Source organism: Microbacterium sp. LWO12-1.2, assembly GCF_040675875.1.
GTDB lineage: Bacteria > Actinomycetota > Actinomycetes > Actinomycetales > Microbacteriaceae > Microbacterium.
The window spans coordinates 2,202,275-2,220,454 of record NZ_JBEGII010000001.1 but is presented as its reverse complement, the minus strand read 5'-3'; the positions used below and the strand labels follow the sequence as shown (position 1 = coordinate 2,220,454).

At 69.4% G+C, this 18,180-nt stretch carries 12 protein-coding genes and 1 tRNA gene; 10 read left to right on the top strand and 3 right to left on the bottom strand.

What is annotated here, in order from left to right:
* Positions 1-7 precede the first annotated feature (7 nt).
* Positions 8-1,516 (bottom strand): PucR family transcriptional regulator, encoded by a 1,509-nt coding sequence (locus MRBLWO12_RS10635; RefSeq protein ID WP_363555272.1) that lies wholly within the window; start codon positions 1,514-1,516, stop codon positions 8-10.
* A gap of 103 nt (positions 1,517-1,619) precedes the next feature.
* On the opposite strand from MRBLWO12_RS10635, the gene gabT reads away from it, so the two are divergent.
* The 8 genes from gabT (at position 1,620) to poxB (ending at position 12,901) form a co-directional block, all read left to right on the top strand.
* A complete protein-coding gene (gene gabT / locus MRBLWO12_RS10630; RefSeq protein ID WP_363555270.1) occupies positions 1,620-2,981 on the top strand; it encodes a 4-aminobutyrate--2-oxoglutarate transaminase in 1,362 nt (453 codons plus the stop codon).
* Positions 2,982-3,090: 109 nt separating this feature from the next.
* The gene (locus MRBLWO12_RS10625; protein ID WP_363555268.1) at positions 3,091-4,494 is read left to right on the top strand and encodes a flavin monoamine oxidase family protein; all 1,404 of its coding nucleotides are present in this window, start codon (positions 3,091-3,093) and stop codon (positions 4,492-4,494) included.
* Positions 4,494-5,381 (top strand): universal stress protein, encoded by an 888-nt coding sequence (locus tag MRBLWO12_RS10620; protein ID WP_363555266.1) that lies wholly within the window; start codon positions 4,494-4,496, stop codon positions 5,379-5,381. Before MRBLWO12_RS10625 ends, MRBLWO12_RS10620 begins: the two co-directional genes overlap by 1 nt.
* Positions 5,381-6,922, top strand: a complete 1,542-nt coding sequence (locus MRBLWO12_RS10615) for an APC family permease (protein WP_363555264.1) — start codon at positions 5,381-5,383, stop codon at positions 6,920-6,922. The genes MRBLWO12_RS10620 and MRBLWO12_RS10615 overlap by 1 nt, the downstream gene beginning before the upstream one ends.
* 27 nt (positions 6,923-6,949) lie before the next feature.
* Complete coding sequence (locus tag MRBLWO12_RS10610) at positions 6,950-8,425, top strand: NAD-dependent succinate-semialdehyde dehydrogenase (RefSeq protein WP_363555262.1); 1,476 nt, start codon at positions 6,950-6,952, stop codon at positions 8,423-8,425.
* Between the two features lie 23 nt (positions 8,426-8,448).
* On the top strand, positions 8,449-9,813 hold the full coding sequence (locus tag MRBLWO12_RS10605) for an NAD-dependent succinate-semialdehyde dehydrogenase (RefSeq protein ID WP_363555260.1): 1,365 nt from the start codon (positions 8,449-8,451) through the stop codon (positions 9,811-9,813).
* A 360-nt stretch (positions 9,814-10,173) separates the two neighbouring features.
* Positions 10,174-11,061 (top strand): endonuclease domain-containing protein, encoded by an 888-nt coding sequence (locus tag MRBLWO12_RS10600; RefSeq protein WP_363555258.1) that lies wholly within the window; start codon positions 10,174-10,176, stop codon positions 11,059-11,061.
* Between the two features lie 115 nt (positions 11,062-11,176).
* Positions 11,177-12,901 (top strand): ubiquinone-dependent pyruvate dehydrogenase, encoded by a 1,725-nt coding sequence (poxB, locus tag MRBLWO12_RS10595; RefSeq protein WP_363555256.1) that lies wholly within the window; start codon positions 11,177-11,179, stop codon positions 12,899-12,901.
* A 36-nt stretch (positions 12,902-12,937) separates the two neighbouring features.
* Here poxB and MRBLWO12_RS10590 read toward each other — a convergent pair whose 3' ends face one another.
* Positions 12,938-15,736 carry a hypothetical protein gene (locus MRBLWO12_RS10590; protein ID WP_363555254.1) on the bottom strand — a complete coding sequence of 933 codons (2,799 nt, stop codon included), beginning with the start codon at positions 15,734-15,736 and terminating at the stop codon, positions 12,938-12,940.
* A gap of 35 nt (positions 15,737-15,771) precedes the next feature.
* Positions 15,772-17,616 (bottom strand): HSP90 family protein, encoded by a 1,845-nt coding sequence (locus MRBLWO12_RS10585; RefSeq protein ID WP_422656401.1) that lies wholly within the window; start codon positions 17,614-17,616, stop codon positions 15,772-15,774.
* A 174-nt stretch (positions 17,617-17,790) separates the two neighbouring features.
* Between MRBLWO12_RS10585 and MRBLWO12_RS10580 the strand changes: the two genes are divergently transcribed.
* Together MRBLWO12_RS10580 and secE are read left to right on the top strand one after the other, a co-directional pair.
* Positions 17,791-17,863: transfer RNA gene (locus tag MRBLWO12_RS10580), tRNA-Trp, on the top strand.
* Positions 17,864-17,903: 40 nt separating this feature from the next.
* Positions 17,904-18,176: a preprotein translocase subunit SecE gene (gene secE / locus MRBLWO12_RS10575; protein ID WP_141871008.1), complete on the top strand. Its 273-nt coding sequence runs from the start codon at positions 17,904-17,906 to the stop codon at positions 18,174-18,176.
* Positions 18,177-18,180: the final 4 nt, after the last annotated feature.

Genomic DNA, 18,180 nt, shown 5'->3' with positions numbered 1-18,180 from the left:
ACGACGGTCATTCCCTGGCCGTCTGCAGCAGCGTCCACAGCTCCGCGCGGGCCGGGAACGTCGACAGGTCGGTGCCCAGCAGGGCACCGGCCTGCGCGATCCGCGCGCGGAGCGTGTGGCGATGCACACCGAGCACCGCAGCGGCGGATTCTGCGCGGGCGTCGTGCTCCAGCCAGCATCGCAGCGACCATTCGAGTTCGGCTCCGGTGCGGGCATCGTGCTCGCGCAGGGGAGCCAGGCGCGACTCGGCCACCAGCCGCGCCTCGTCCGTCGCGAGGGCGGAGAGGATGCTGGCGCCGATCGTGTCGGCATACCGTTCGGCGCCGGGCGTCCCGTGCTGACGCAGCACGGTGAGGGCCTGCGCGTGTGCGCGCGAGAAGGCGTCGAACCCCTCCGGCTCGGAGATGCCGATCCGGATGGCGAAGCGCGTCGCCACCTCGTCGAGCAGCGCTTCGTCGCTCGCCGACAAGCAGATGGTGAGGCCGTCGTCGGACTCGGCGAGGAAGAAGGCGGTGCCGTGTTCTGACCTCTGACGCTCCCACCAGTCGGTGAGTGATCCGGCGGGAGCGTCGGCCGCGACGGCCACGACGACAGGTGTCGCGGGGAGGCTACCGAGCACCCGGCGAGCCAGTGCCGGATCGTCGTCGAGCAGTGAGGACAGCAGCTGCGTGTGCAGACGTCGGCGGCTGCGGGCGAGCTGCTCGCTCTGCTCCATCGCGAGCCCGGCCATCGCGATGACCGAGGTCACGACGGAGCGCGCCTCCTGATCGAGCGCATCGATCGCGAGCGCGATCACTCCGCGCAGGTGCCCGCCGCGTCCGATCGTGAACAGCATGAAGGTGTGGTCGTCGATCGTGAGGGACTGCCCCGCCTCGAGCCCGCGGGTGAGGATCTCCAGCACCCGCTCGCCGAGTCGGTCGAGTGCGTCCCGCTCGATCGCATCGCGGGGATGGGCGAGGACCAGCGAGCCGGCGGCGTCGAACATCCCGACCCAGGCATCGAGGCGGCGCCCGAGCTCGTCCAGTGTCGCGTCGAGACCGCGCGGACGGAGAGCGGCGAGGGCGAGGCCGCGCTGCGTATCGAGCGCCCACGATCGCCGCGCATAGGCCTGTGCGGCGATCGCCTCGGAGTGGGCGCGGGCCACGGCGATGAACGGCGTGCGGTACGGGACCTCGAACAGGGGCAGGCCGTGCGCGACGCAGGCGGCGAGGAGATCCTCGGGGATGCCGGCGCGATGCACCTCGGTGCCGAAGCCGAGCCCGAGGACTCCCCGGTCGATCAGGCGACTGACGTAGAGATCGGCCGTTCCTGCGTCGTCGAACTGGGTGCCCGTGGTGAGGAGCACGAGGTCCTCCGCCAGGAACGGTGTGGGATCGGCGAGGTCGGAACTGTGCACCCAGCGCAGGGGGCGATCGAGCGCATCGGACGAGAGGGAGTCGGCAGGGGACACCAGCCGCAGCCCCAGGTCGCGGCGGTACAGCAGAGCTCGCAGGGTCGGCTGCTCGGGGGTGGCCATGCGTCCTCCCGGCCTCGGTGTATGTACAAGGTGTACATACGAATATCCAGATTGTACAAGGCGGCGAATGCGACAGATCCAGAGGCCGCCGTACGCTCGCGGCATGGCACTCCTCGACACCGCAGCTGTTGCAGTTCCCCTCGGCGGACCCGAGCTCCCTCAGGAGCGTCGTCTGGTCACTGAACTCCCCGGGCCTCGCTCGGCCGAGATCCTGGCGCGCAAAGCGGATGCCGTCGCCGCCGGAGTCGGTCACACCGTGCCCGTCGCGACCGTGGCCGCGGGTGGCGGCGTCGTCGTCGACGCGGACGGGAACTCGCTCATCGACCTCGGATCCGGCATCGCCGTGACCACGGTGGGCAACGCGCACCCGAAGGTCGCCGCTGCTGTCGCCGCGCAGGCCGCTCAGTTCACGCACACCTGCTTCATGATCTCGCCCTACGAGTCGTACATCGAGGTCGCCGAGGCACTGAACCGCGTCACCCCCGGTGACTTCGCGAAGAAGAGCGCGCTGTTCAACTCCGGTGCGGAGGCGGTCGAGAACGCGATCAAGATCGCCCGCAAGTACACCGGTCGCCAGGCCGTCGTCGCCTTCGACCACGGCTACCACGGTCGCACGAACCTGACCATGGCGCTGACCGCCAAGTCCATGCCGTACAAGAGCGGATTCGGCCCCTTCGCTCCCGAGGTGTACCGCGCCCCGATGTCGTACCCGTTCCGCGACGGACTCGACGGTGGCGAAGCCGCAGCACGCGTCATCCTTCAGCTCGAGAAGCAGATCGGCGCCGACAACCTGGCCGCCGTGATCATCGAGCCGATCCAGGGCGAGGGCGGCTTCATCGTCCCGGCCGACGGCTTCCTGCCCGCGATCGTCGAGTGGTGCCGCGCGAACGGCGTCGTCTTCATCGCTGACGAGGTGCAGACCGGCTTCGCCCGCACCGGCCACATGTTCGCGAGCGAGATCTTCGGCATCGAGCCCGACCTGATCACCACGGCCAAGGGCATCGCCGGCGGACTTCCGCTCGCCGCCGTCACCGGTCGCTCCGAGATCATGGACGCCTCGCACGCCGGCGGTCTCGGCGGCACGTACGGCGGCAACCCGATCGCCTGCGCTGCGGCGCTCGCCGCGATCGACGTCTTCGAGAACGACGGAGTGATCGAGCGCGCCCGCGAGATCGGCGTGATCCTCACCGAGCGTCTCACCGCGATCCAGCAGAACGACCCGCGCGTCGGCGACGTCCGCGGTCACGGCGCGATGATCGCGGCCGAGTTCGTCGACCCGGAGACCAACGCTCCCGACGCCGCGCTCACCGCGGCCGTCGCGAAGGCGTGCATCGCCCAGGGCGTCATCGTCCTCACCTGCGGTACCTACGGCAACGTCATCCGCTTCCTTCCCCCGCTCGCGATCGGCGACGATCTCCTCAACGAAGGAATCGACGTCGTCGCTGCGGCGCTCGCCGCGGCGTAGGACCAGCATGAGGTCGCGCTCCCGCGCGGCCTCCACCCCACGTCCGGTCGCGACCCCAATCGGGGGATTTCGGGTCGCGACCGGCATTTTCCCAACGAAGGAGTTGCAGATGGCTGAGATCACACGCGACGTGCTCATCGTCGGCGCCGGAGCCGCAGGGCTCACGGCAGCGAACGACCTGCGGAAGGCCGGCCTCTCGGTCGCCGTCCTCGAGGCGAGGGACCGGGTGGGAGGACGTCTGTGGACCGACGTCATCGACGGCGCCATGCTCGAGATCGGCGGACAGTGGGTCTCGCCCGATCAGGATGCGTTGATCGACACAGTCGCCGAGCTCGGCCTGGAGACCTACAGCCGTTACCGCGAGGGCGACAGCGTCTACGTCGGACCCGACGGCCAGAGTCACCGGTTCACGGGGGAGATGTTCCCGGTATCGGCCGAGACCGAGAAGGTCATCGCCGAGATCACCGAGCGGCTCGACGCGATGGTCGCCGAGATCGACCCGGACAAGCCGTGGGAGCACCCGAACGCAGCAGAGTGGGACTCCGTCACCTGGGACGCCTGGCTGCGGGCCCAGACCGACGACGACGAAGCCGTGCGCAACCTCGCCTTCGCCACCGGATCCGCGATGCTCACCAAGCCGACGCACGCGTTCTCGCTGCTGCAGTCGCTGCTGATGGCCGCATCGGCCGGCTCCTACTCTCACCTGGTCGACGCGGACTTCATCCTCGACAAGCGCGTCGTCGGCGGACTCCAGCAGGTGCCGATCCTGCTCGCCGAGCGCCTCGGTGACGACGTGTTCCTGAACCAGCCGGTGCGCACGCTCGAGTGGGGCGACTCTTCGACAGGCGCGGGGGCCCAGTTCGTGCGGGCCACGACCGACGACCACACCATCAGCGCCCGATTCGCCATCCTCGCGCACGCCCCGGTGCTGTACGACCGCATCTCGTTCGTGCCGCCGCTGCCGCGCCGTCAGCACCAGCTGCACCAGCACCTGTCGATGGGCTTCGTGATCAAGGTGCACGCCGTCTACGACCGGCCGTTCTGGCGTGAGCAGGGCCTGAGCGGCACCGCCTTCAGCCCCTACGAGCTCTCGCACGAGGCCTACGACAACACCAACCACGGCGACGAGCGCGGCACCCTGGTGGGCTTCGTCTCCGACCGCAACGCGGACGGCGTCTTCGAGCTCTCGGCCGAGGAGCGCAAGGAGCGCATCCTCGAGTCGCTGTCGCATTATTACGGCCCCGAGGCCAAGAACCCGGTCGTCTACTACGAGAGCGACTGGGGCAGCGAAGAATGGACCCGCGGCGCGTACGCGGCGAGCTTCGACATGGGCGGTCTGCACCGCTACGGCGCCGACCTGCGTACTCCGGTCGGGCCCATCAGCTTCGCCTGCAGCGACATGGCGGGCGCCGGCTACCAGCACGTCGACGGCGCGATCCGGATGGGGCGCCTGGTCGCCTCGCAGATCGTGGACTCGAGCCGTTCCGCCGGCGAACCGGCTGAGAGCAACTGATGTCCGGGGCCATCGTCGTCGGCTACACCGCGACGGACTCGGGTGCGGATGCCGCAGCGCTCGGTGCCCGGCTCGCCCGCAGCACGGGGGCGAGGCTGCACCTCGTCCTGGTGCTCCCGGCCGAGGGCACACGCAGCCCCGCGGTCGTTCCGCCGGAGCGCGCCTACGAGGAGCACATCCGCGCACAGGCGAAGAAGTGGCTCGAAGACGCGATCGTCCGCCTGCCGCAGGAGATCACGCGCACCGGACACGTGCGCATCGCGGAGTCGTTCGCCGAGGGGCTCATCGCCGCCGGCGAGGAGTTCGGCGCCCGCCTGATCGTCGTGGGTGCGGCCGGCGGCGGCCTGTTCGGCCGTCACCGTCTGGGCAGCGTGGCCTCCGAGCTGCTGCACTCGTCGACCATTCCAGTCGCCCTCGCGCCCGCGGGTACGGCGGGGCAGGACGACCACGTCATCCCGCGGGTCACGGTCGCCGTCGGCACCCGTCCCGGCGCCGAGAACCTGCTCGACGAGGCGGCATCGATCGCAGCGGAGAGCGGTGTCGGACTGCGGCTCGTCTCGCTGGTGCCGTTCGATGTGCCTCCGGGGCTCGACACCGGCGCCATCCGACTTGCCGGCACCACGCACGCACACGAGGTGCTGGCGGTCGCCAAGGAGCTGTTGCCCCACGACCTGGGTGCAGTGATCGAAGAAGCACCGGGCGACACCGTCGAGGATGCCGTCTCGAACCTCTCCTGGCTCCCCGGCGAGGTCATCCTTGTCGGCTCCAGCCGCCTCGCGCAGCCGCGCCGGCTGTTCCTGGGCTCCACGGCAGCGAAGATGCTGCACGAACTGCCCGTTCCGATGATCGTCGTCCCGCGCACCCGCGCCGAAGCAGGAGTCCGCTGATGAGCAGCACGAACAGGGCAACGGAGCCCGACCCCGTGACCACAGGCATTTCCAGCAAGGGTCTGAGCGCCGGAACGGTCGGCCTGATCGGCGCGATCGTGATCGGCATCTCGTGTATCGCCCCGGCGTACACGTTCACCGCGGCGGTCGGACCGACCGCCTCGACGGTGGGTCCGCAGATCCCCGCCATCATCCTGGTGGGCTTCATCCCGATGCTGCTCGTCGCCTTCGGGTACCGCGAGCTCAACAACCGCATGCCGGACTCCGGCACCTCCTTCACCTGGGCGACCCGGGCATTCGGTCCGTGGATCGGGTGGATGGCCGGATGGGGCCTCGTCGTCGCGACGATCCTCGTCCTCTCCAATCTCGCCGGCATCGCGGTCGAGTTCCTCTTCTTGCTGATCTCGCAGATCACGGGGAACCCCGATATCGCAGATCTCGCGAGCAACACGTTCATCAACATCGCCGTGTGCCTGTTGTTCATGCTCGGTGCCACCTGGGTCTCCTACCGCGACATGCAGACGACGCAGAAGCTGCAGTACTGGCTGGTCAGCTTCCAGATCCTCGTCCTGGTGTTCTTCGCGGTCGCCGCGATCACGCAGGCCGTCAACGGAAACGGATTCGACTACCAGCCGTTCGACCTGAACTGGTTCAACCCGTTCGCGATCTCGTCCTTCAGCGCCGTCGCTGCCGGACTCTCGCTCTCGATCTTCATCTTCTGGGGCTGGGACGTCACCCTGACCATGAACGAGGAGACGAAGGATCCCGAGAAGACGCCGGGACGTGCTGCCACGGCGACCGTTCTCACGATCGTCTCGCTGTACCTGCTCCTCGCGGTCGCGATGATCATGTTCGCGGGCGTCGGCACGGGGGCTCTGGGCCTCGGCAACGAGGACATCCAGGAGAACGTGTTCTTCCACCTGTCCGGTCCGATCCTCGGACCACTCGCGTTCCTCGTCTCGCTCGCCGTGCTCACCAGCTCCGCGTCGTCGCTGCAGTCCACCTTCGTGGGACCGGCCCGCACGCTACTGGCGATGGGCCACTACGGCGCACTCCCGAAGTCGTTCGCCAAGGTCAGCCCCCGGTTCTTCACCCCGGGCTTCGCGACCATCGTGTCCGCCATCGTCGCCTCCGCCTTCTACGCCGTCATGCGCGTGGTCAGCGAAGACACCCTGTGGGACACGATCCTCACGCTCGGCATGATGATCTGCTTCTACTACGGGATCACCGCGTTCGCCTGCGTCTGGTACTTCCGCAAGCAGTGGTTCGACTCGACGCGCAACTTCTTCTTCACGTTCCTGTTCCCGCTGGTGGGAGGCGCCATCCTCGCGGTGCTGTTCTTCACGACCCTCATCGACTCGATGGACCCGGGGTACGGATCCGGATCGCAGATCGGCGGCGTAGGGATCGTGTTCATCCTCGGCATGGTCATCATCGTGGTCGGTATCGCGGTGATGATCTGGAACGCCATCAAGCGGCCCGCCTTCTTCCGCGGCCAGACGCTCGGCATGGATGCTCCGCCGAGCCTGCGTCGCCGCTGACCCACACTCCCCACAGAAAGAGAATCCATGAGCACTCAGATCGCACCGGCCGAGCAGGCGCTGCTCGACAGCATCCCCACCGGCCTCTTCATCGGCGGAGAGTGGACGGATGGCGAGACCGGCGGCACCTTCGATGTGAAGGATCCGGCGACCGGTGAGGTCATCCGCACGATCGCCGACGCGACACCGGGCGACGGCATCCGTGCGCTCGATGCCGCGGTGGCCGCACAGGACGCGTGGGCGGCCACGGCGCCGCGCACGCGCAGCGACATCCTGCGCCGTGCGTTCGACCTGGTGCAGGCGCGCAAGGAGGATCTGGCGCTGCTGATGACGCTGGAGATGGGCAAGCCGCTCGCCGAGGCGCGCGGCGAGGTCGGCTACGGCGGCGAGTTCCTCCGCTGGTTCAGCGAGGAGGCCGTGCGCATCAACGGCCGCTACGGGCTCAACCCTGAAGGCACTGGCCACATGGTCGTGTCGCAGCGTCCGGTCGGACCGTCGTTCTTCGTCACCCCGTGGAACTTCCCGTTCGCGATGGCCACGCGCAAGATCGCGCCCGCTCTGGCAGCCGGATGCACCGTGGTGATCAAGCCCCCGGCCCTCACGCCGCTCACGACCATGTTCTTCGTGTCGCTGCTGGAGGAGGCGGGTCTTCCGGCCGGCGTCGTGAACGTCGTGCAGACCTCGCGATCGAGCGCGCTGTCGGCTCCGATCATCGCCGACCCGCGTCTGCGCAAGCTCTCCTTCACCGGCTCGACCGAGGTGGGCCGCAAGCTCATCGCGCAGGCCGCCGAGGGCGTGCTGCGCGTGTCGATGGAGCTCGGCGGCAACGCGCCGTTCGTGGTGTTCGACGACGCCGATCTCGACAAGGCAGTGGAGGGGGCGCTGGCCGCGAAGTTCCGCAACATCGGGCAGGCGTGCACGGCGGCCAACCGCTTCATCGTGCACAAGGACATCGCGGGCGAGTTCGCCAAGCGCATCACCGAGCGCGTCGACGCCATGAAGATCGGTCGCGGCACCGAGGATGGTGTGGCGATCGGACCGCTGATCGACGACGACGCCGTGGCCAAGGCCGGGGAGCTCGTCGACGAGGCCGTGGGCCGGGGCGCCACGCTGCTCGCCGGAGGAAAGGCGCTCGACGGCGTCGGCAGCTTCTACGAGCCGACCGTGCTCACCGACGTGGTCGCCGGCAGCGCGATCCTGCGTGAGGAGATCTTCGGACCGGTGCTCGCGATCGCGACCTTCGAGACCGAGGAAGAGGCCGTGCGCCTGGCCAACGACACCGAGTACGGCCTGGTGTCGTACGTGTTCACGGAGAGCCTGCAGCGCGGCCAGCGCATGATCGACGCGCTCGAGACCGGCATGATGGGTCTCAACGTGGGCGTGGTGTCGAACGCGGCCGCTCCCTTCGGCGGCGTCAAGCAGTCCGGCGTCGGCCGCGAGGGCGGCTTCGAAGGCATCCACGAGTACCTGTCCACCAAGTACACGCTGATCCCGGTCTCCTGACCGGCCTGCAGAGAGGACGAGACATGACCGACTACGCCGTCATCAACCCCGCCACCGGAGAGACGCTGGCGTCCTTCGACACCTTCACGGATGCGCAGATCGAGGAGGCCGTCGCGGCCGCCGACGAGGCGCACCGCGAGTGGTCCCGCTCGTCGACCGTGGCTGAGCGTGCTGCGCTCCTGCGTCGCGCCGCCGAGCTGCACCGCGAGCGCCGTGAGGCTCTCGCCGACGTATTCGTGCGTGAGATGGGCAAGCCGCGCGAGGCGGCCCTGGGGGAGGTTGACTTCGCCGCCGACATCGCCGAGTACTACGCCGACCAGGCGGAGGCCATCATGGCCGACCAGCCGATCGCGATCCTCGGAGACGGCACGGCGATCATCCGCCGTTCGTCGCTGGGCCCGCTCGTCGGCATCATGCCGTGGAACTTCCCGGCCTACCAGATCGTGCGTTTCGCAGCCCCGAACCTCATCGTCGGTAACACGATCCTGCTGAAGCCGGCCCCGCAGTGCCCCGAGTCGTCGACTGCCCTCGAAGCGATCTACCACGATGCCGGATTCCCGAAGGGCGCCTACCAGAACGTGCTGGCGACCAACGAGCAGATCGCCACGATGATCGCCGACCCCCGCGTGCAGGGCGTCTCGCTCACCGGTTCCGAGCGTGCGGGAGCGGCGGTCGCCGAGATCGCCGGTCGTCACCTCAAGAAGGTCGCGCTCGAGCTCGGCGGCTCCGACCCGTTCATCGTGCTCTCCACGGACGATCTCGACGCCACGGTCCAGGCCGGTGTCGACGCACGTCTGGATAACAACGGCCAGGCCTGCAACGGCGCCAAGCGGTTCATCATCGTCGACGGTCTCTACGACTCCTTCGTCGAGAAGTTCACGGCGGCGATGGCATCCGTGCAGGCGACCGACCCCACCCTCGACGACACCGTGCTCGGACCGGTGGCCTCGGAGACCGCGGCCGAGAACCTGCAGAAGCAGATCGACCAGGCCGTCGATCAGGGCGCGACGCTGCTCACCGGCGGCACCCGTGACGGTGCGTTCTTCGCACCCACCGTGCTCGCCGACGTCACGCCCGAGATGAACGTCTACCACGAGGAGCTCTTCGGCCCCGCAGCCGTCGTGTACCGCGTCGCGGATGAGGATGCGGCCGTCGCCCTCGCGAACGACACGTCGTTCGGCCTCGGCTCCTACGTCTTCACGACGGATGCCGAGCAGGCCGAGCGCGTGGCCGACAAGATCGAGGCGGGCATGGTCTACGTCAACCTCGTGCTGGCCGACAGCCCGGAGCTGCCCTTCGGCGGCGTGAAGCGCAGCGGCACCTCGCGCGAGCTCGGCCACCTGGCCGCCGACGAGTTCGTGAACCGCAAGCTCATCCGCATCGGCTGAGCCTTCGCGCCCCTTCACGCGCTCACCCGCGCATCGAGGGGCACCAGCGCCGCCTCCCGACCGGGGAGGCGGCGCTTTCGCGTACCCGGTCGGGCCTTCGCCTCGGTGAGGGGTCAAGACACGCCCTCTGCGGACGCGGACCTGCGGCGTGTCCTGACCCCTCACGACGTGCCGGGGCGCGCGCCTTCGCGCCCCGTGACCGGGTTGAGGTGAGGAGTCAAGACACGCCGCACGCACGAGCCCGGCTGCGGCGTGTCTTGACCCCTCACCTGGTCTGCCCAGGCGGGCGTCACGGCGAGTTATGCACGGGTGCTGGGGAACGGGTCAGGCAGCGGATGCGGGTGCGGCCACGATCGGCGGATGCGTCCAGCCCCGCTTCCCTCCCAACTCCCTGTCGCCTTCACGGTCTCGGAGGCGTTCGTGCACGGCGTCGCCCCCCAGCGCCTGCGCGCGAAGGATCTGAGCAGTCCCTTCCACGGGACGCGGTCCCGCGAAGCTCTGACAGATGCGGAGCGAGTACGGCTGCTGTTCGACGCGGTACCTGCTCATGCCTTCATCTGCGGCACCACGGCCGCTGCCGTGTGGAGGCTTCCGCTGCCGGGTGTCATCGAAGCGGATGCCTGGGCGGCACCACGCATCGGTGTCCCGCAGCATGAGACAAGGGTGCGACGTGCCGGTATGGTCGGCCACCGTCTCGCGATCGACGACGGCGACATCCGGTTCGTGAATGGCGTGGCCGTGCTATCGCCGGCTCGTACGTGGATCGACGTCTCACGCGCCGTGACCCCGCCGCGCCTGCTCGCGCTGACGGATGCGCTCATCAGCCGGCGGCGACCGCTGGTATCTCTCGCCGAGCTCACGGACTTGCACGAGCGGTTCAGAGGCGGACGTGGTTCGCGCGCGCGAGAGCGGTCGCTGGAGCTCGCCGACGAGCGCGCCGAATCGCCACGGGAGTCGATGCTGCGCCTGATCCTCATCGATGCCGGACTGCCTGCTCCGGAGTGCAATGTCGAGATCTGGAATGGGCCCCGGTTCGTCGCCCGTGTCGACATGCTCTACCGCGACCTCGGACTGATCATCGAGTACGACGGCGACCACCACCGGGACCCCGACCAGTGGAGCCGCGATCAGATCCGGCGGGCTGAGCTGGAGTCCCTCGGCTACCGCTACACCACCGTGACGAGGCGCGACTTCGACGATCCGGTCGCGCTGGTGCGTCGCATCCGCCGTCTGATCGCCGCCGCGTGACGTGAGGGGTCAGAACACGCCGTGCGCCCGCTGCAGCCCAGGGCGTGTCGTGACCCCTCACCCGAGCATGGGTCGCCGCGGAGCCCTGCGACCCGGCCGGGCGTAGGGTCGAAGCATGGCCAATGTCGCTGAGAACATCGTCAAGACTCTGCACGCCAACGGGATCGACCGTGTCTACGGCCTTCCCGGTGATTCGCTCAACGGATTCACGGATGCCCTCCGCAAGGACGGCACGATCCGCTGGGTCCATGTGCGGCACGAGGAGGCCGCGGCCTTCGCTGCCGCAGCGGATGCCGCCACCACCGGCGAGCTCGCGGTCGTCGCAGGCTCCTGCGGACCGGGCAACCTGCATCTGATCAACGGCCTCTACGACGCGAACCGCTCACGCGTGCCGGTGCTCGCGATCGCCGCGCACATCCCGACCACGGAGATCGGCACCGGATACTTCCAGGAGACGCACCCGCAGGAGCTGTTCCGCGAGTGCAGCGTCTACGTGGAGTACGTCGCAGACCCGAAGCAGATGCCGAGGCTGCTGGAGATCGCAATGCGCGCCGCGATCGAGCAGCGCGGCGTCGCTGTGCTCGTGATCCCCGGCGACGTGGCACTGGCCGAGATCGCCGACGACCGCGCCGTGGTGATCGAGCGCGCCCGTCCGGTGATCGTGCCGAGCGGCCCCGAGCTCGAGCAGGCGGCGACGCTGCTGAACGCGGCCAAGAAGGTCACGATCCTCGCGGGCGCCGGAGTCGAAGGAGCGCATGACGAGGTCATCGCGTTGGCCGACCGACTGGGCGCACCGATCGTGCATGCACTCCGCGGCAAGGAGTTCATCGAGTACGACAACCCCTTCGACGTGGGGATGACGGGGCTGCTCGGCTTCGCCTCGGGATACCGCGCGATGGAGGCCGCGGACGCGCTGCTCGTGCTGGGCAGCGACTTCCCCTACGAGCAGTTCTACCCCGAGCACGCCACGACGATCCAGGTCGACATCCGTGGCTCTCAGCTCGGCAAGCGGCATCCACTGGATCTGGGGTTGGTCGGCGACGTCCGCGCCACCGCAGAGGCACTGCTGCCGCGTCTGGCCGAGAGGCAGGACCGTTCGCACCTCGACGACTCCACCGCCCACTACCGCAAGACCAGGGCGAAGCTCGACGACCTCGCGGTGCCGACCAAGGCCGGGCGCCCGATCCACCCGCAGTACCTCGCGCGGCTGCTCAACGAGCAGGCGGCGGATGACGCGATCTTCACGGCCGATGTCGGCTCGCCCACCGTCTGGGCGGCACGGTACCTGAAGATGAGCGAGCACCGGCGCCTGGTCGGCTCGTTCAACCACGGCTCGATGGCGAACGCACTGCTGCACGGCATCGGGGCGCAGGTCGCGCATCCGGACCGCCAGGTGGTCGCTCTGGCCGGCGACGGAGGGCTCGCGATGATGCTCGGCGAGCTCATCACCCTGACGCAGAACGATCTGCCGGTCAAGACGATCGTGGTGAACAACTCCTCTTTGAACTTCGTCGAGCTGGAGATGAAGGCCGCCGGTTTCGTGACGTACGGCACCGACCTGAAGAACCCGAGCTTCGCCGCGATCGCCGAGGCCATGGGCATCTTCGCGCGGCGCGTCGAACGCAGCGAGGACCTGCCGGATGCCGTCCGCGAAGTCCTCGCCCATGACGGCCCCGCCCTGCTCGACGTCGTCACCGAGCGGCAGGAGCTGTCGATGCCGCCGGCGATCGAGGCCGCGCAGGTGAAGGGCTTCGCGCTCTACGCCATCCGCACGGTCATGTCGGGTCGCGGCGACGAGCTGCTCGATCTCGCCCGAGCGAACTGGCGCCAGCTGTTCTGAGCCCGCCGCTGTTCTGAGCCCGCTGCCGGCGCGCGCTCAGCTCTCGATGAGCGCGCGCACCTCCGCGGCCTCGCCGTGACGACCGAGCGCCTCGAGCGTGTCGCCGAGCTCCAGCCCCGCGACCTGGCGCAGGGGAGGGTGCTCGGCACCGTGCTCGAGCGCGCTGCGGTACACGGCCACCGCGTCACCCGCACGCTCGTTGCCGGCGAGCAGACGGGCGGCGAACAGCTCCGACCCGCCGGCTGCTCCGCTGTCGCCGATCTCTGCGAACGCGTCGGCAGCGGTCAGTGCGGCGGCGACCGCTTCGTCGATGCGGCCGATCTCGGCGAGCGCCCGACCCCGGGAGTCGGTGACGTCGGCGAGCAGCCACTGCGCCTCATGCTGCTGCGCGAGCGCGGTGACCTCGTCGAACAGGGCGAACGCGCGCTCGTCCTGTCGTCCGCCGTACACCTGGCCGAGGTTGTGCAGCACCTCGACGTGCGCGCCGACGGCGTCGGGCGCACGGCGCACGATCTCGGCCGCCGACTCCAGCAGCGCGAGGGCGTCGTCGTTCTCGTCGAACCGGGCGAGGATCTTGGCCTGCTCGGTCATCGAGATCGCCTGGTCGGCGTGCTCCTCGGCCTCGCCGTAGAGCGTCGCCGCGTAGCCGAATGCGCCGACGGCCTGGCCGTACTCGCCCGCACCGGTCAGGGCGCGTGCCAGCATCGACGCCGTCATGGCGCGGGACGCGGCGGGCACCTCGGCCTGCTCCTCCTGCTCGAGCACCGTGCCGAACAGCTCCGCGGCCTCTTCGGCGTCGCCCACGGCGAGCATGGCGCGCGCCAGACGGAAGTTGGCTCCGGCGATGTCGCCGCCCTCCTGCGCGACCAGTCGTGAGGTCACCCGATACCGCGCGAGGGACTTCTCCGGCTGACCGGCGTCCTCCCAGAGTGCGCCGGCGAGCAGGTGGGCTGCGGCGAGGGCCTGGGTGGCGCCGAGGCCGGCGAGCAGACGGCATGCCTCATCGGCATCCGTCGCGCCGTCCACATAGGCATCGGAGCCGCCGCGCACGCGGGCGCGCGTCTGCAGGGCCTGGGCGCGGTGGCCGATGCTGAGATCGTCCTGCGCCAGGAAGCGATCGAGCAGGGATGCGGCCGATTCGATGTCGCCCTTGCTCAACACGGCGTGGATCGCGACGAGCGTGGTCGTGTTCGACAGGCGTGTGTCCTCGGCCTCCGCGAAGGCGCGTGCTGCGTGCTCCGCCATGTCCAGCGCGGCATCCGCCTCATCGGACTGCAGATGCAGCGACGCACGGCTGATCGCGAGGTCGCCGCGCGACCAGGCGGGCAGCGACGCGGCGTCGGCGAGGGCATCCTCGAGGTCCGCCGTGGTCTCCGGGGTGTTGAGGCCGAAGGTGGCGAGGCCCAGACGCTCCTCGAGGGCAGCCTGCGTGTCCTTGCCGGCCTCACGCAACGCGGCCACGCGCTCGGGAAGCAGCTCAGCCGCCTCCGCGGCGCGGTCGAGCGCGACCAGGATGCCGATGCGCATCGACAGCAGCTGCGCCCGCTTGTACGGGTCCGCGACGCCGCTCGCGCGGGGCAGGGCTTCGAGCGTCTCGTGCTCGGCGCCGTACTGTGCGAGTTCCATCGCTCTGTCGAACCAGCCGTCGGCGTCGACCGGGGTCGCCGCCGCGGGTGCCGCCACGAAGGCGTCGGAGCGGATCGGCACGTCGTACTGCTCGGAGGCCAGCGCCCGCATGCGCCCGAGGGCCTGTGCGTGGCCGTCGGTGCCGTCGCGCTGGTCGAATTGCGCACCGATGCGCTCGGCGGTGGCCCAGGCCGTCGCCGCGAGTTCCTGCGCCGTCCAGGCGCCGTCGTGCGCGCCGAAGAACGGCTCGAGGGCGGGTGCGTCCGCTCCGCGCACCGGGGTGTCGCCGTGGCCCGCCGCCGTGACGCGGTCGAGGGCGAACGCGAAGGCCGCCAGCGCGGCGAAGTGCGCGTCGACGTTGAGCCCGTCATGCGCGAGCCAGGAGATGTGCCGCTCGACCAGCGCCAGCGCACGCGCCTCGTTGCCGGTCAGCGCCGCGAACACGATGTTGTTGGCGACGATGCGCAGGTTGTCCGGATTGTCCTTGGCGAGGCGGTAGCTGCGCAGGTGCGCGGTCTTCGCCTCTTCGCCGCGGCCGGCGCGGAGATAGGGGATCAGCACGCGCGACAGGGCGTGCTCCGGTTCCTCACCGCAGGAGAAGCCGCCCTCGATCATCTCCTCGACCAGGCGGATGGCGTCGGCATCCCGGTCCGTCTCGGCGAAGAAGCCCGCGAACTGGCTGCGGCCGCACGCGTCGCAGTGGCTGTGCTCGTCGCGGGGAGTGGCCTCGAGCTGTACGCGCAGCGCCTCGGCATCCGCGATCCGTCCGGCATCCCAGGCGTCCTCGAATCGGGCCGTCAGCACACCGCTGAGGCCGAGACCGGCGGTGCGGTAGTGGGTTTCCATGTCGTCGAGCACCGCGACGATCTGCTCCTGCGAGAACGCGGGGGAGGAGCGCAGCGATGAGGCCATCCACTTGAACTGCCACATCAGGTCGGCGCCGCCGTAGTCGAGGTCGCTCGGGAAGCGCTGCGGGTCGGCGTCGTGATGTGCGAGACACCATGCGAACGAGTTCAGCATGACGTCGGTCGCGCCGTTCATGTTCGCCGACGCGGTCTGCCGCATGCGTGCCTCGTACTCGAGACGCTCGTCGCCGATCTCCTGCGCCAGGGCGACGGCCTCGCTGACGAGGGCCTGCTCCGCAGGACCCCACGGGGTGCGGTCGATCTCCTCGAGCAGCTGCTGGAAGCGCTTCTTCGGACGTGCCATGGACGGGTCCCTTCGATGGGTCGGTACGTGGTGGCTCAGCGGGCCTCGTCGAACGGGATGGTGTCCCCTTCGAGGCCGGCCGAGAGCGAGACGAGATCGCTGAGCGCGGTGGTCATCAGCCCGCGGTCGGCGTCGGTGAGCGGATGGTGCCCCGCGAGCAGGGCCTGGATGTACAGCAGCTGCAGCGTGCGGGCGAACACGGCGTCGTCCTGCACCCGCACGAGCGCCCGCACGACGCGGTTGCTCCAGTTCAGGCACAGTCGCGCGCGCAGGTCGTCGTCACGGCCGAGCGAGCGGCTCTGGTCGATCTTGTCGAGCACACCGCCCCAGAGTGCGCCGGTGATGCCCTTGGTGCGCGTGCGGTCGATCGCGCGCAGCACCTCGGGGTCGGCGACGTAGAGCGCCGAAAGCTCCGGCCGGTCGATCGACCGCACCACGACCGAGCAGTCGGCGGTGGCGAGCACCGCGCCGGCACGGGCCTCGAGGGCGACGGCGGCGTCGCGGTCGTCGAGAGGGGGAGGGTCGAGGCGGTCGAGCTCTCCGGTGACGTCGACCTGCTCGATCGTGACGTTCGGGTACAGCTCGGGCAGCATCCGCACCAGGTCGGCGTCGAACAGGTAGCCGCCGTTGACGAGCACTTCGGACGACGGCGAGATGCCCGCCACCTGGCGGAACTCGTCGACCGATGCGGCGTAGCGCACGTGCGGGTAGCGTTCGACGAGGTCGCCGATGCGGATCGTGCCGTGCGTGGTCTCGAGGGTCAGCCAGCGTGTGATGAACTGCGCGAGCTCCGGGTCGTGGCGCACGAGCGACTTGAGCCCCACCTCGTGGATGGCCACGAACTGCGCCAGGCGGTGCGGTTCGCGCAGGCCCAGCTCGAGCACCCAGCGGCGGATCCCGGCGCCGAGCTGCTCGCGCACCCGCTCCAGCGCTGCGTCCTCGACCAGGGACTCCCTGCTGGCGGTCGGGGCGAGTCCGGTCGAGTCGACCACGGCGCGCACGAAGAACGCCCAGTCCGGCAGCACGTCGTCGACGCGCTCCGAGAGCAGCATCCGTCCGAGGTACATGCGGGTCGCCTGCCGTGCGCCGGGCGGCGGCGCGTAGGGGAGCACGTACGCCAGGCCTCGGGTGCCGGTGGCTGGCTCACTGAGCTCGATGACGTCGAGCGGCCCGGCGCCGAGCAGGGTGCGGCCATAGCCCACCGCGGCGTCGATGTCGTCCGCGACGTCGAGGAACGGAGGGGTGCGGGTGACCTCGATGTCATCGCCGGGGGCGTCGATCGTGACGCGCACCGGCAGGAACTCGCCGAAGGTCTTCGCGAGCTCGTGCACTGCGGCGGGGCGGAGCAGCTCGTCGGCGTCGAAGCGGGGAACCAGGTGCACGCTGGTGCCGATCGGCAGCTCTTCGTCGATCTCGGACACCTGGAAGGTGCCGTCGGAGCTGCCCGTCCACTCGACCGAGGCACCGCCGCGGGCGCTGCGGGAGCGGATGACGATGGTGTCGGCGACCATGAAGCAGCTCAGCAGCCCGATGCCGAACTGGCCGAGGTAGTCGCTGCGGGGCAGATCGAAGATGTCGCGCTTGGAGCTGCGGCCCACGGTGGCGAGGAGATCTGCCACCTCGGAGGCGGTGAGCCCGACGCCGTCGTCGCGCAGCACGAACTCGCCGTTCTCGGCGGTCAGCGGCGTGATCCGGATGCGTCCGCCCCCGCCGTCGACCTCGCGTCGGGCGGTGATGGCGTCGCGCGCGTTCTGCAGGAGTTCCCGCAGGTACACCCGCGGGCTGGAGTAGATGTGCCTGCTGAGCAGATCGACGACCCCGCGCAGATCCACCTGGAACTGCTGTACTTCAGCGCTCACCGGCGCTCCCTCCTGATGCATCCGCTCGCCGAGCCTAACAACAACACGCGCGTGCGCCTTCGGTTCGGCAGCAGCGGACGGATGCCGTACACTGATGTGGCAGTTGTTTTCTGCATTCTTTCGCCATGCCTGGGGTCCTCGATCCTGGAATCGGTGGCAGAGTGGAGAGGACACCCCCGAGTCCACACGGTCTCTAGGGCGGTAGCTCAATTGGCAGAGCAGCGGTCTCCAAAACCGCAGGTTGCAGGTTCGATTCCTGTCCGCCCTGCGCGTCAGCGCAACGCTGACACACGAAAGGTACATTCAGGATGGATCAGGACGAACCGCGCGGCGAGGTCGTCGCGGCTGGCGCCACCCGCGAGAAGAAGGGCAACCCCTTCTCCCGGTTCTTCGGGGGCATCGCCCTGTTCATCCGCCAGGTCATCTCCGAGCTCCGCAAGGTCGTCACCCCGACTCGCAAGGAGCTGTTCAAGTTCACCGGGGTGGTGCTCGTCTTCGTTCTGATCGTGATGGGCATCGTCTACGGCTTGGACACTCTGTTCGCATTCGTGACGCACTGGGTTTTCGGAATCCCCGGCTGATGAT

Bases quoted from the DNA above. Each gene is read 5' to 3' on its own strand.
- secE (WP_141871008.1), top strand. From the start codon at position 17,904: ATGGATCAGGACGAACCGCGCGGCGAGGTCGTCGCGGCTGGCGCCACC.
- gabT (WP_363555270.1), top strand. From the start codon at position 1,620: ATGGCACTCCTCGACACCGCAGCTGTTGCAGTTCCCCTCGGCGGACCC.
- MRBLWO12_RS10610 (WP_363555262.1), top strand. From the start codon at position 6,950: ATGAGCACTCAGATCGCACCGGCCGAGCAGGCGCTGCTCGACAGCATC.
- MRBLWO12_RS10605 (WP_363555260.1), top strand. From the start codon at position 8,449: ATGACCGACTACGCCGTCATCAACCCCGCCACCGGAGAGACGCTGGCG.
- MRBLWO12_RS10615 (WP_363555264.1), top strand. From the start codon at position 5,381: ATGAGCAGCACGAACAGGGCAACGGAGCCCGACCCCGTGACCACAGGC.
- poxB (WP_363555256.1), top strand. From the start codon at position 11,177: ATGGCCAATGTCGCTGAGAACATCGTCAAGACTCTGCACGCCAACGGG.
- MRBLWO12_RS10635 (WP_363555272.1), bottom strand. From the start codon at position 1,516: ATGGCCACCCCCGAGCAGCCGACCCTGCGAGCTCTGCTGTACCGCCGC.
- MRBLWO12_RS10620 (WP_363555266.1), top strand. From the start codon at position 4,494: ATGTCCGGGGCCATCGTCGTCGGCTACACCGCGACGGACTCGGGTGCG.
- MRBLWO12_RS10585 (WP_422656401.1), bottom strand. From the start codon at position 17,616: ATGCATCAGGAGGGAGCGCCGGTGAGCGCTGAAGTACAGCAGTTCCAG.
- MRBLWO12_RS10625 (WP_363555268.1), top strand. From the start codon at position 3,091: ATGGCTGAGATCACACGCGACGTGCTCATCGTCGGCGCCGGAGCCGCA.
- MRBLWO12_RS10600 (WP_363555258.1), top strand. From the start codon at position 10,174: ATGCGTCCAGCCCCGCTTCCCTCCCAACTCCCTGTCGCCTTCACGGTC.
- MRBLWO12_RS10590 (WP_363555254.1), bottom strand. From the start codon at position 15,736: ATGGCACGTCCGAAGAAGCGCTTCCAGCAGCTGCTCGAGGAGATCGAC.